This is a genomic window from Planctomycetia bacterium (genome assembly GCA_021413845.1).
In the GTDB taxonomy this organism is placed as follows: domain Bacteria; phylum Planctomycetota; class Planctomycetia; order Pirellulales; family PNKZ01; genus PNKZ01.
On sequence record JAIOPP010000009.1, the window covers coordinates 19,382 to 33,206 of the forward strand.

Sequence of the window (13,825 nt, forward strand, 5' to 3'; positions counted from 1 at the left end):
ATGATCGCAAACATCATCGCCTGGAGCCTATCGCACCGACTAATTATAGCCGCGTTGTCGATTGCCGTTTGCCTCGCCGGCGTGTGGTCGTTCACCCAGCAGCCGATCGACGCCTATCCCGACATCTCGGCGCAGCAGGTGTTGATCATCTCGAGCTATGCGGGTCGGGCACCGGAAGAGATCGAGCGACAGGTGACGATTCCGATCGAGCTGGCGATGGGAAGCGTGCCCGACGTGGCGGTCATTCGTTCGCGTACGATCTTCGGCTTGTCGATCGTCGGACTGGTGTTCAACGAAGGCGTCGATAAATACTTCGCGCGGCAGCGGGTGCAAGAGCGTCTGGCCGGGATCACGCTCCCCGACGGCGTACAGCCCGAGCTCGGCCCTCTCGCCACGGCCTACGGCGAAATCTACCGCTATGAGCTCAGAAGCGATCGCGGTCATTCGGTGACGGAGCTGCGCACCCTGAACGATTGGGTCGTCGTGCCGCGACTGATGCGCACGCCGGGAATCGCCGAGGTCGCCAACTTCGGCGGCTACGAGAAACAATACGCCGTAAAGCTCGATCCGGGCCAGCTCGAGCGCTACGGCCTGTCGCTGGAAGACGTCGTCTCAGCCGTGCAGACGAACAACGCCAACGCCGGAGGCAGCGTCCTCAGACGCGGCGACATGTCGTTCGTCATTCGTGGCCGGGGCACCGTGGCGAACGAACAAGACATCGAAGCGGTCGTCGTGAATACGATCGGCGGCACGCCGGTCAATCTACGCGACGTCGCCGAGGTCGAGCTCGATCATCGGATCCCTGCCGGCATCTTCGGCATGAACGACAGACCCGAGGCGGTCGAAGGAATCGTGCTGATGCGTCGAGGTGAGAACCCATCGCGCGCCCTTGAGCTCGTTCGTAGCGAGATGGACGAACTCAATGCATCGGTGTTGCCGAAAGGAGTTTCGATCGATCCGTTCTACGATCGTCAGTTCCTCGTCGACAGCACCTTGCACACGGTAACGCACAGCGTCGTTACGGGCGTGGCGTTGGTGCTGCTCGTGTTGCTGGCGTTTCTCGGCAGCCCCCGGATGGCGATCCTCGTGGTCGCCACGATCCCCTTTTCGCTGCTGTTCGCTCTGACGTTGATGTACCTGACCGGAATCCCGATCGGGCTTTTGTCGATCGGAGCGATCGATTTCGGCATCCTCGTCGATGGTGCGGTGATCATGGCCGACAACATCGCACATCATCTTTCGCGGATGCGTAGGAAGGATCCGGCTTCGACCCTGACCGCGGCGATTCTCGCCGCCGCAACGGAAGTGGAACGGCCGGTGTTCTTCTCGTCGCTGATGATTATCTGCGCCTACGTTCCCTTGCTCACGCTTACGAGCATCGAAGGGCTATTGTTCCGCCCGATGGCACTCACGGTAATTTACGCGCTCATCGGCGCAGTGATCTTTGCGCTGTTCGTGATTCCGAGCTTGGCGACGTTTCTGCTCGGCCGCGGTTATACCGACTGGGAAAACCCGCTTCTAACTCTGTGCCGAATCCCTTACGAAGCGACGCTCAAACTGTTGATGAGGCTTCGCGTAGTCGTCGTCGGCGCCGTTGCCGTCTTGTTCGTCGCCGTCTGCGTGATGGTCGTGCCGAAGCTCGGCTTCGACTTCCTACCGTATCTCGACGAAGGAGTGATCTGGATTCGGGCCAATTTCCCCGAGGGAACCTCGCTTGAGCAAACGGCCGAGTACGGCAACCGGATGCGCAAGATCGTGCGAGATTTGCCTGACGTCACGTTCGTGATGTCGCAGGCCGGGCGCAACGATAGCGGCACGGATCCGTTCGTGCCCAGTCGGTGCGAGATGATGGTTGGGCTCAAGAAAATGGACGAGTGGCAGTATCCCTCGAAGCAAGCGATCATCAATGAGCTCGGGCACCGACTTCGTACGCAGTTTCCGACGACCCGCTTCAACTTCACGCAGCCGATCATCGACAGCGTGACCGAAGACACGAACGGCACGTCGGCCAACCTCGCAGTCGAGTTCTCCGGCAGCGATTCGGACAAGCTCTTAGACCTCGGCCGGCAAACGGTAGCCGTACTCCAGGCGGTTCCGGGAGCCGTCGACGTAAACATCGAGCAAGAGGGACCGCAACCGCAGCTCGTCGTGCAGCCCGATCGAGTGCGCTGCGCACGCTACGACACTCACATCGACGACGTGAACCGAGTCATCAATACGGCGCTCGGCGGCGAGCCGATCGGCGTGCTCTACGAAGGAGAACGACGGTTCGACATCACGGCTCGCTTCGATCGCCGGTTTCTCACCTCGCCGCAATCGATCGGGCAATTGCCGGTCTTCACTCACGACAAAGTGCCGGTGCCGCTCGCGCAAGTCGCCGATTTCGAGCTCGTCGACGGTCAGACGTTCATCGCCCGCGAAAGCGGTCGGCGGCGGATCACGGTACGTTGCGACATCGTCGGCCGCGATCAGGGGGGCTTCGTCGCCGAGGCGCAGAAATTATTCGCGGCGAAAGTAAAAGCTCCCGACGAGATTCGCGTCCGCTGGATCGGGATGTTCGAAAATCTCGAACGGGCCTCAAGGCATTTTGCATTGGTGATCCCGATCACGATGGTGCTGATCTACATCTTACTCGTCGTCACGTTCGGCAATCAACGCGAGGCATTATTGGTGCTGCTCTCGGTGCCGCTCGCGTTCATCGGTGGAGCGATCGCGCTCTATGTGCGCGGGATGACGCTGAACGTCTCGAGCGGCGTCGGTTTCGCGGCGTTGTTCGGCGTCTCGATCATGAACGGTGTGCTGATGGTCGAATGGATTTCGGCTTTGCGTACGCGGGGAGCGAAGCTCGAGCGCGCGATTCTCGAAGGGGCGGGAACTCGAATGCGGCCGATCCTCATGGCCTCGCTCGTCGCGATTCTCGGCCTGTTGCCGGCCTCGGTCGCCCACGGTCTCGGCTCCGACGTCCAACGGCCGCTCGCTACGGTGATCGTCTGGGGCCTCGTGAGCTCGATGCTACTGACGCTCTTCGTCGTGCCGGTGCTCTGCCGGATGTTTATGGTGAAGGATCGCGACATGGTAACGGGGCCGTCGACTTGAACCATTCGGGGCGGAACGCGCCGGAGGCCCCCGAGGACATTCACCTTTTTCGGACACCATTTCAAAATCCGCATTCGATCCTCTTGCGCCTACGGCGCACGGACATTTGTCCGTGAAGATATAGGAAGCCGGGGCCACCCTGCGGATTTCAGTGTTGCTGATTTGTCGCAACTTGTTTCATAGACTAAAATATCGATTTGATTCAGCCTAATATGCCGCGAATTTGCGGTAATGTTTTATCGCCATTCGGCGGCCGAATACCTGTTCGGCCGCGCGAATCGGCAAGGGGGTGGTCATGAGCGAACACAACCGCGCTCTCGAAGATGAACGGCGCCTCATCGAGGAACAAGCTGGCGACCTCGCTGAGGAAGCCGCAGCAAATAAAGAGCGGCAGCGGCGGTCCGAACTTATCGAGATGGCCATTGCTCAGAGCCCGCCGCAGTTTCACGGACACCTTCGGTCATTCCTCGACCGCGCGGTGAAGCACGAGGATCCGGAGTTCCGTCTCGCGTTGCAGGAGTTCTTCCTCAGGGAAGTGCCATACCGCGGCCTCGTCCGCGCCCTGCTGTACAACATTCGCAATGACGACGAGGACACGGTTCGTCGCGGACACAGATGGATCATCCTCTTCCCTCCACCCTGTCCACTGGCCTTCGACGTCATCCGCCAAGCACTCGACACGGACGACGACTGGCGCGATAAAGCGTTGAAGTTGGTCTGCGACTATGCACCGAGCAAGGAGAGTGCCGCCGAGCTACTGGCGGAACACATGCAGAGGGGCTCCGACCTAGCAGCCCTTGAACTCAGTGCCGTGGACCCAGACGCACCGCGGCTGGTCGAAGCGATGACGGCGGCTTTGGGAAGGAATTGGGTTGGCTCCTTCATCACCTACTGGGAAGCCGGTCTCTCCGGGGTCGGCCTAACGGCATGTGCCCTCGCTCGCTTGGGGCCGAAGGCGCGCGGGGCACTCCCCGCCTTAAGAGCAGCTGCCCTCGAACAACGCGGCCCCGATCAGACGGCGGCGTTTGAAGCTTATTCGATGTTGTGCGAGGACGAAGCAGACATACGCCGCCTGGCCGAGCAAATGAGCGAACTGGAAACAAACGTAGAACGACAAGACTATTGAAAGCTATCTGCCCGAACCTGGCGCTCTGGCAGACCGCGGGAACACGTAGGCTTTCTGAAGTTCACGCGTTCCGCGCACGGACATTTGTCCGCGCCACCCTGCGGCCGGGACGTCATCATAACAACTTCGCCGGGTAAAGGGTCTTATCAGGATCCGCGTAAGCACTCGTTATGCAGCATCGCGTCTTTCGAATCACCGGTGACGACATCGAGGATTTGCGCGATCGCATTCGCGACGAGGTGTCTATTGCGTCTTGGGATCGTTGGCTTCAAAACGCCAGCGAGCTTGATCCCCTCGTTCGCCGGATCGAGGCGGCGTTTGCGGGACAAACTCTCGACGACGGAATCGGACTGTTGGAGGCCCAGGGATTGGACGACTACGCCGGCGCGTCGGAACTTGCAGAATTACGTTCGAGAGATGAAGATGCCGACTGGCGCCGGATCGATTCGGAGACTCTCAATCACTGCTATGCTGCACCGACCTATCTCGATGCGCGCGGTTTTGTTTTCCATCTGCCGGCATTTCTGATCGCCGAACTTAGCGATACCTTCCACTATGGATTTATCGACCGCTTAGTCAGTGTTAATCGGGCACCTTCCGGATGGATCGACTTGTTGACCACGACTCAGCGCGATTCGTTAGTCGATACGCTGAAGCTGGTTTCTCTTCATCCCAGTTATCACGACAGATCCGCCGACATCACTATTGCGATCGACCGGCTTCGCGGTACCCGGGACGAAGTATGATATTCTTGCATAACAATCGGATGAACCTGAGCCGGGCGATACCTACGTTCGCTTCGCTCATTAGGTCTATTCTCCGGCCCGGTTATCCCAATCGTTAGGCGTCGTAAGAGGTGCGCTCTTGGGCAGTTTGGAGTTCACGTGTGACTGCGGCACAGGCTCGTTCTTGTCGTCAATTGACAACCGGTCCTATGTCGCCCATCTCATCACGGATCAGGAGTATGACGCTTTCTCAGGTATCGTAGACGACGCCATTGAGAAATCCGGACCAACGCCGCGCGACAAGGACACGGCGTGCATGAGGTGGCGGAAGTTTCGGATGCCGAAGGCTTGGCAGTGCCCAAGTTGCGGCTCACTGTACGTTGAGGCTCAAGACGGGCGACGGCATCGCTTCCTACCTGAATCGGAGGACGTGTCCAAGCAACTTTTCAAACGCCGTTGACGACACGATACGCGGGGTAAAGGGTTTTATCAGGATCCTATTAACCACTAGTTAGGCGGCAACAATCGCGTTGTTAGATCATGAGCGACGAAGTCTTGATTTGGATCGGTTTGTTTTTCGTTGCGAGCTCTCCGTTTATTCTGGCCGTTGCGTTGCGGCCGTTCCTACCGCTTCCTCGGTGTAGGTTGATATGTCACGGACTTTCGGGCGTGCTGCTTCTTTTCTTGGGCGTGACATATCTTCTCGCCGCTCAGGCTTACAGTACCGCCGGCTACGATGACGGCAGCCAGGATATGTCAGCGTTCCTTCTTTCAGCGACAGCTCTAGTCGTGATACCGGAGAATCTCTTGCTCTGCGTGCTCTGGCGAAAAAGAAGTGAAAACGAATCCGCTTAAAAAGGCCTAACCACGCGATCCAGCCGGCCCGCAACACAAAGCGAATTAGCTCGTCGGCTTCGAGCGCGATAGACTCTTGGAGAGCCCGGTCGCTTCGAGCGGGCGGCTGATCACTGTTCGTTCGGCGGCGAAGAGCGAGGCCCTCATGCGGCATTTCAAGGAGCGCGGACGTTGCTTGCACCGTGACTCGTTGACGGTCGGTTGGGGTGAGTGCGTCCGTTACGTCGAGATTGGGGATGATCGGTACGCTGTTCGACAGGTCGAGGTCTACAGCATTGGTCGTGTGCTGAGGTACGACCGATCACATTGGTGTGATAGGTTTGGGCAACTCTTCGGGTGCCTGTTCAGCCACAAGCAGAAAGCCACAGACGCCCGACTCGGGGCAGAGGTCATCGAAGCCAAGGAGTTCGAGCGGGCTTGGCGTGAAGCTCTGAACTCGCCGATGTGGGAGCAGCAGGTACAGGAGTCGCTGGCGGCCAAGTGGGGAACGGTGCCTCACTGGCTTCAAGAGGCACAAGATGCCGAACAAGCCGCTGCACCTGACCGCGGCGGCAAGTAACACAACCAAAGATCAACGCTTCATCCGCCGACGCGGCAGGTGAGCGGGAACGTTCGCTGACCACGCGCTCGCAACCAAGCAAGCCTTGCGACGCAGGAAATATGTCAGTACGATGATTGGTCGAATATGACGGTTTACATGACATCGGCAAAATCGGACCGCTTGGGAGGCAAGCAAGAAAGGACATAAGCGCAAGAGACGTAGACCGTTAGAGAAAGATGCTGGGGGGTAAGCGAATGGTTAGCGGCGACACTGGAAATGTCGTGCCGAGCAATCGGTTGCGAGTTCGAATCTCGTGCCCTCCGCTTTGAGATGAAGCCGGCAACACAAGGCGTTGCCGGCTTCTTTTTTGCGCCGAGTCCGTGTAGCGAATCGCCGAGGCATCTTCATCGGGCGCTTCGCTAATGCCGACAACCGCGTCACGTGCGGAAGTCGTCGAAACTTCCAGCGTTTGCAGGCGAACGGACGACATAGCCGATGATTTCATGAAACCATCCTTGGCATATCTTGAGGACGTATTCGGGCGTACCTCCCGCTCGGACTGTCAATATGCCTGAAGCGGTGTCAGGCATAAATTGGATGTCGATCGGAACTTCGCCTTCGTGGACAAGTTCACAACGCAACCACTTATAGAAGATTTCTTGGATCGGGCGGCACTCACCCCGAAATTCCACCGCCAAGTTCCCCGGCCGTTGGCGTGTAAGAAACGACTCGAAGCACTCGCGGTCACGAACCGAGCGGTTCGGATTTTCTCGTCGTGCCGTAGCCGCAACCGCGACCAGTGCATTCAAAAACGCACCCTCAAGTCGGCCGTGTTGCCAAAGAATCAAAGCATCGTCGACTCGATCGCGTATGCTCATAAGAGAATTTGAACTTTCGTGGTTAAAACAGGTCTCACTGCATCGAAGAGGCATTTCCAAATTCCGGCCGCTTCGCAGCGTCAAACAAGTTGTCAAAGCGGTTGTGAGGCGTTTTCATCATCCGATCAAGACCGGCGTCGTTCGGCGGATCGGTTCCGGTAGGTTTGACAATGCTAAAACAACCTTGCCACCATGCTAATCGAGACAAATCGACATTCGCCGCCACAGCCCTGATCGCACCGTCAGCGGAAATTGCTCGGCCCCCATAGTTCCGATTATCTGCTTCACGAACTTGCTTGGTCGCATAGAATCGAGGGCGGGTCGGGTTCTTCGTCGGGGGTGTCGGATGAAGTCGATCGAGATTTTTCGAGAAACGACGCGACATTTCCTCCGGCCCGTGTTGCCGTTGCTCGACGATCCGTCGGTCTCCGAAATTCTGATCAACGGCCACGACTCGATCTATTTCGAGCGGGCCGGGCGGTTGCATCGGGCCGAGGGAGTTCGGTTCGCCGACGACAGCGCCGTGCTGGCCGCGGCACGCAACATCGGCGAATTCGTCGGCCGCCGGGTCGATGCCGATACGCACAGCATGGACGCCCGCTTGCCCGACGGCTCGCGCGTGCATGTGATCGTGCCGCCGAGCTCGCGCAACGGCGTCTGCATCTCGATCCGCAAGTTTCAGAAATCGTCGTTTCGTTTGGAGTCGCTCGTCGAACGCGGCAGTCTGAGCGCAGCGGCCGCCGAATTCTTGCGCCTGGCCGTCCTGTTGCATAAAAATATCGTGATCGCAGGCGGCACAGGGACCGGCAAGACCTCGATGCTCAACGCCCTCTCGGCCGCGATACCCGAGCACGAACGGATCGTCGTGATCGAAGATAGCTCGGAGCTACAGCTGCATCAGCCCCATACGGTCTATCTGGAAGCCCAGCCGCCGCGGCTCGACGGGGGCGGCCAAGTGACGATTCGCGACCTGTTCGTCGACTCGCTCCGGATGCGGCCCGACCGGATCGTCGTCGGCGAGGTACGGCGGGGCGAGGCGCTCGATTTGATTCAGTCGATGCTTTCCGGCCACGCCGGTTCGCTGAGCACGGTGCATGCCAACACGCCGCGCGATGCCGCCATTCGGCTCGAAACGCTCTGCATGATGAGCGACGTCGCGCTGCCCGTCCATGTCGCCCGCACGCAGGTGGCCTCGGCCTTGCACTTGGTCGTCAACATTGCGCGGCTGAGTGATGGCTCGCGGCGCGTGTTTTGCATCAGCGAGGCGCTCGGGCTCGACGAGCAAAACCAATATCGCTTTCAAGACATTTTCCGCTTCCAACCTTCCGGCCGCGACGCCGCGGGCTCGATCCGAGGGAACCTCGCTTACATGGGTACCCGACCGACCTTCGCCGCCGAGCCTGAATTGCTCGGCCTGGGGGCCGAAGTTAAGCTAACGACCGAACTATTTTCGCCCAACCTGTAACACTTCGCTCGCAGACGCGCTTTGCCTAGTTAGAGGTGATTCGAAGCCGCTCGAAGCAGGACACGAACACTTCGCCTAACCAAAATTCGGGACACGACTCTCTTACTTCGGGGTGCCTTATGTCGAACGTTATCAAGATGTTGCGCCGCTTGGATCAGGACGAAGACGGCATGGAAACGATGCAAGCCGTCATTATCTTCGGCGTGGCCGCGGTCGTGCTGGCGGTTATGTACAAGATGAAAGACCAGATCTTCACCTGGGTGCGTGAAAAGCTCGGCGAGATGGGAATTACGGTCTCCTAGAATCATGGTCTCCTAGCGGTAACGGCTTGTCGGCGCGCGGCGGCGATCTCGAAGAATGGGGGCGTAGCATGTCTGCAACGATCGATTGGTCCCCCGCGCAACGGCCCACCGACCAGCAAGCCCAGGCCGGAAAGTCGACCGCCGACGCTCCGAAGCCTGTTCGTTCGTGGATCGTCGCAGGGCTGTATCCGCTTGCCGCCTTCGTGGTCGTGCCGCTCGTTGATCGGTGGGTGTCGAGCGGTACTGGAACTAATGCCGTAGGGGCTGCGGTTCCTTGGAACGGGAGCATGTTCGTCCTCCTGACCACGCTCCTCGCGGCGACCGTTTCCGATCTGCGACAGCGCCGCATTCGCAACTCCCTCACCTACACGGCGTTCCTCTGGCTCGTCGCCTTGTCGGCGATGGCGACCCTCGCGGGGCCGATCGATCCGGCCGCGCCATCCCTATCGTGGTTCGAGCGCAGCCTGGTCGGCATTCTCCCTCTTGCCGAAACATTATCGGGTGCCGCGGTTTGCTTCGGCATCATGTTCTTCGTGTTCCTCCTGGCCGGCGCCGGCGGGGGCGACGTCAAGCTGTGCATGGTGATCGGCGCTGCGCTCGGCGTCGAGCAAGGGCTCACGGCGGTCGTCGCCTCGCATATCGCCGCCGGAGCCGCGGTGTTGTCGTGGGTCGTCGTCGTGCATGGCCCACTGCGCACCTTTAGCACGCTCGGTCGCACGGTCGGTTCGCTGCTGCTGCCCCTTTGGATCTCGCCCCCAAAGCGCGACGACGCCGGCTGGATGAAGTTTCCGCTGCCGATGTCGCCGTTCTTTTTGCTCGGCACCCTGTTCACGTTGTGGATGCGTTCTTGATCGGTTCGCCATGTCGCACCTCGAAAAACATCCCAGTTGGCCGAAGTCGCGAAACGCCGGCCGGCGCGGCTTCTCGGCGTTCGAGGTGGTCGTGCTGGTCGGCGTAACGTTACCTCTTTCCGTTGGGCTGTTTTTCTTGGCGCGCACCGCTTGCGGGCGACTGTTTCAAGTCATCGAGACGCTCGTTTCTTGGCCCTCGCTCTAACCGCAATACTTTCCTCCGCGTTCTCCCCGAGTCTTGAGCCATGAACCCCTTTACCGAAATCTTCCGCTCGGTCGAGGTCGTCTGGTTGCTCTGGCTCCTGTCGATCGTGGGAGCCGGCTGGTGTTGGCGGGCAATCGCACGCTGCCCCGTTCGTCGCAGCCCGCGGGAGTTGGTGGCGTGCGAGGCCGGCGTCTCCTACACGCTCGGCTTCGTCATCACGATTCCGATCTTCGCGCTCTTGATCTGCCTCGTCGTCGATCTGTCGCTGATCCTCGTCACGAAGATCGGCACGATGTACGCCGCTTACGCAGCCGCCCGCTCCGCCGTCGTCTGGGCTCCTTCCGGCGTGGGCTCGGATGTCGTCGAGGCGAAAGCGCGACTTGCCGCCGTGCAAGCGATGACTCCTTTCGCGTCGGGCACCGCGGCCCATGCGCCGCAGATCGCGGTTCCGCCCGAGGCCGCGGAGTTCGTCGCCGCTTATCGGGCCTACGCTGCGAACCCCTTGAACGATGCCTATCTGACCTCCAAATATCGCTATGCGGCCTGGGCTTCGTCGCTCGAAGTCGCAGGGGGAAAAGTTCCCGCAGACAACCTTCGCCTCACGCTCGATTATCGAGCTCCGTTTCACTTGCCCGGAATCGGTCGTCTGCTCGGAGCACGGCAATCGGCCGATGGGCCGTTCGTCATGTCGGTTCGGAGCGTCGTCGAATTGGAAAGCCATGCCCCACACGGCCCTTCCGCCGCCGGCGGCACGACGACGAACGCTGCTCGTCCTTTAGGAATCAGCTATGTCCCGCAAGCCGACTAACAGCGACCGCAGCGCCGCGCAATCGGTCGGCGGCCGTTGCGCGCTCTGGGAACGTCTGCACCGCTCGGAACAAGGGCTGCTTTCTTTCTCGACGTCGATCGCGATGTTGTCGTTTGCGCTGCTGGCGACGTTGGTGCTGAACGTCGGCCAAAGCGTGCGGCAGAAGATCGCCGTGCAAAACTCCGCCGACGCCGCGGCCCAAAGCGCCGCGGTCTGCATGGCGCGCGGCTTGAACGCCGTGACGGCGGCGAATCATCTCCTCGGCGAGTTGACCGCGTTGTGCGTGATGCACGAAGCGCTCGGTGGCCCGGAACTCGACGCCGGCACTTCGCTCCCCTCGGCGAAGTCGCTGGAGTTGAATCAAAAGCTGATCACGATTCTCCCCGCGGCCACGGCAGCCGTCGCTCCTTATGCCACGCTCGGAACGCTCGACGCGCCGGCCGTAACGTTGCTGGTGAAAGACCTCGGAATTCATAAAAGCTGGGCGACCATCTACGACTCGCGTCTCACGCTGAAGTACCACCTTTCGTTGGCCCTCTCGTTGCGCCCTGTCGCGACGGCGCTCAACATCATCCCCGGCGCCGGCCCGACCTTGGCCCTCTCGCTCCACATCGCGATCGCGGCGGTCGTCTCGAAGATCTACATCGAAACGCAACTGCTCGACCTGATCGACATCGTGGCGCAAGGGTTCAGCCCGGCGAAGCTCGCGGTCGAGTCGAGCGTGTTGCCCCTCTTGGCGGGCTACGCCGAGCAAGCGGTCGAGCAAACCCCGCGCGCGGCTGCGCGGATCGTACGACAGATCGGCGAAGAGAACGACGTCACGACGTTTCTTTTTCCCGCCGAGCCGAAGCTGCCGCTGGTTCGCAGCGAATTGAAAGGGGGAGGCTTCGGTGGATCGGAACCGCCGGCCGGCAATGCCTCGGGCGGGCCTGCCGATGCCGCGTTTCAAGCATTGCAGAAAGTCCGTCAGGTCGTGCAAGACTTCGTCGACTTCGTCAAAGATGCCGTGTCGTTCAATCCCTTGCTCTCGGCGATCGCCGATGAGGTGCTCGATATTCAAGTGCCGTCGTTGTCGTCGGGAGACGGCCCGGGCGACGATGGTTTCGACGACAACTTAAGCCGCAAGAAGCTGCCGCGACTTTCCACCGCCGGCTGGGACGAGATCCGCTACTCGCAGTGGATGCGCGCCACGTATCCCTACGTCCGCGCTTGGCGTGTGCCGGTACGCGAGTCGCTGGCCGGTTTGCAAACGTTGTCGTTCGCATCGAAGTGGTATTCGCGCTGGACGAACCGCTATGCGCTCGTCAAGATTCGCAAGTATCATCAAGGAGAATACGGCGGCTCGTCCGGTCGCAAGGAGCTCGCGATGTTCGTGATGACCGACTCCGGCAACGAACGGAAAGGCCGCGAGAATTGGACGACCGATGGCACAGCGGCCGAGCGGTTGTTCACGCTCGTCGCGTTCGCGCATCGGAAGCCCCCCGCGCCGATCGGCGCAGCCATCTTCGGCTCCGGCCCGACCGACGGCCTGACGACCTACGCGCAGTCGATCTACTACAACGGCAACGACCAACGGCCCGACGGTTGGAGCAAGTCGTCGACGTTTCAACCGACCGTCGGTTGGGACACGCTGAATTGGCAATCTCCCGCCACGGCCGGTCGGGCTTATGAGTTCCTTGCCGGCGACGACTCCGGCGGCGTCTCGCTGATTCCGCCCCGATTTCCGTTCATCTTCCTCCACGATCCGCCGGGGGATGATCCGATCGTCGCTTTGAATTGGCAGGCGAAGCTCACCCCCGTCACTCGGCTGGATGAATCCTGGTCGCAGACTCCCGGCGACATGCGCGCGCCGCTCCAAAAAATGCACGCCAACCACGGCACATTCCGCAAACATTAATGTTCTGCAATCACTAATGCCACACTTCCAGCCAACCAACGCGAAGAACATCCGTCGGCTTCGACGAGTTGTCGGAGTGCGCCGCGGCTCGGCTCCTTTAGAGCTGATGGTGGCGATGCCCCTGCTGGTTTGGATGATCGCCGCGATCATGAACGCCGGAGCAGGGGGCGTCGCGACGGCCGATGCGACGATCGCCGCACGCGTCGATGCGTTTCGCAACGCGTCGCAGCATACGACCTCGCAGAGCCGGCTTTTCTTCGTCGCTCCGGAGATCGCGCAGTCCGATATCGTGCGGGCCGATGCTTCGCGCAATCGCTCGGTTCCGCCGGCCTTGGGAAGCTCGCAGCTTATTGGGCGAGCCTCGCTTTCCGTCTTCGGCAACGTCTGGGACCGTCGCGAGTTGCCGCTCAACGATCCCGTCCATATGCGGTTGATGGGTCAGGCCTCGGCTGCGAGCGGCGTGGGGCAAGCGCTCGGCCCGCTCGGCCAAGCGCTCGACGGACTGCAATCGGCTGCCGATCGGGGTCGCGGCGCGAGCGACCGGATGCAACAGAAGGGCTCGGAGCTGAATCAGGAATCGCCCGCGATCAAAGAGGCTCGCGAGCGCGAGGCGGCCCAGCGTCGTGAAAACGCGCAGAAGACTGCCGACTTGCAGCGCCAAGCGACGGCCGAAAAGGCCGAGATCGCGAAGCTCGACCAAAAAATCCGCGAACAAGAACAAGCCCGCGATAAGGCCCGCGAAGATTTGAAGAACGATCCCGACGCACTTGCCAAGCGCGAAGCCGAGATCGCGGAGAAGATCAAGCCGCTGGAAACGGAACGGACCGAGCACAAGCAAAAGCTGAAGCGTATCGAAGGGGAAATCTCGCTGCTGAAGGCCGGCACGTAACACCATGTCTCCTGTTGTTCCATCCGTCGCCGCAGAGTCAGCCCCCAGCCGCCGGCGCCCGTGGCTCCGTCGGCTCGAATACGTCGGCCGCGTCGTCGTTGCCGGCTTCGTGTTGTGGATCTGCTGGTCCGTCGCGACGACCTTCTCGCTGCTCGTGCGCGACGATGCACCGCAGCGTCCTACGACC

General features: G+C 60.5%; 11 protein-coding genes and 1 tRNA gene. All 12 read left to right on the plus strand.

Features of this window, described 5'->3' with window-relative positions; all coding sequences use genetic code 11:
- Complete coding sequence (locus K8U03_02500; GenBank protein ID MCE9603754.1) at positions 1–3,096, plus strand: CusA/CzcA family heavy metal efflux RND transporter; 3,096 nt, start codon at positions 1–3, stop codon at positions 3,094–3,096.
- A gap of 295 nt (positions 3,097–3,391) precedes the next feature.
- Positions 3,392–4,222, plus strand: coding sequence for a hypothetical protein (locus K8U03_02505; protein MCE9603755.1), 831 nt, complete (start codon positions 3,392–3,394; stop codon positions 4,220–4,222).
- A gap of 170 nt (positions 4,223–4,392) precedes the next feature.
- Positions 4,393–4,968 (plus strand): hypothetical protein, encoded by a 576-nt coding sequence (locus K8U03_02510; protein ID MCE9603756.1) that lies wholly within the window; start codon positions 4,393–4,395, stop codon positions 4,966–4,968.
- A gap of 1,616 nt (positions 4,969–6,584) precedes the next feature.
- Positions 6,585–6,666: transfer RNA gene (locus K8U03_02515), tRNA-Ser, on the plus strand.
- Positions 6,667–7,567: 901 nt separating this feature from the next.
- The gene (locus tag K8U03_02520) at positions 7,568–8,686 is read left to right on the plus strand and encodes a CpaF family protein (GenBank protein MCE9603757.1); all 1,119 of its coding nucleotides are present in this window, start codon (positions 7,568–7,570) and stop codon (positions 8,684–8,686) included.
- Positions 8,687–8,805: 119 nt separating this feature from the next.
- Positions 8,806–8,988 carry a hypothetical protein gene (locus tag K8U03_02525; protein ID MCE9603758.1) on the plus strand — a complete coding sequence of 61 codons (183 nt, stop codon included), beginning with the start codon at positions 8,806–8,808 and terminating at the stop codon, positions 8,986–8,988.
- 68 nt (positions 8,989–9,056) lie between these two features.
- Positions 9,057–9,839, plus strand: a complete 783-nt coding sequence (locus tag K8U03_02530) for an A24 family peptidase (GenBank protein ID MCE9603759.1) — start codon at positions 9,057–9,059, stop codon at positions 9,837–9,839.
- Between the two features lie 10 nt (positions 9,840–9,849).
- Positions 9,850–10,044 (plus strand): hypothetical protein, encoded by a 195-nt coding sequence (locus K8U03_02535; GenBank protein MCE9603760.1) that lies wholly within the window; start codon positions 9,850–9,852, stop codon positions 10,042–10,044.
- Positions 10,045–10,084: 40 nt separating this feature from the next.
- A complete protein-coding gene (locus K8U03_02540) occupies positions 10,085–10,852 on the plus strand; it encodes a pilus assembly protein (protein MCE9603761.1) in 768 nt (255 codons plus the stop codon).
- Positions 10,833–12,749 carry a hypothetical protein gene (locus K8U03_02545; GenBank protein MCE9603762.1) on the plus strand — a complete coding sequence of 639 codons (1,917 nt, stop codon included), beginning with the start codon at positions 10,833–10,835 and terminating at the stop codon, positions 12,747–12,749. Before K8U03_02540 ends, K8U03_02545 begins: the two co-directional genes overlap by 20 nt.
- Before the next feature lie 76 nt (positions 12,750–12,825).
- The gene (locus K8U03_02550) at positions 12,826–13,638 is read left to right on the plus strand and encodes a hypothetical protein (protein MCE9603763.1); all 813 of its coding nucleotides are present in this window, start codon (positions 12,826–12,828) and stop codon (positions 13,636–13,638) included.
- A 4-nt stretch (positions 13,639–13,642) separates the two neighbouring features.
- Positions 13,643–13,825, plus strand: a 183-nt coding sequence (locus K8U03_02555; protein ID MCE9603764.1) for a hypothetical protein, incomplete at its 3' end; no start/stop codon positions are given.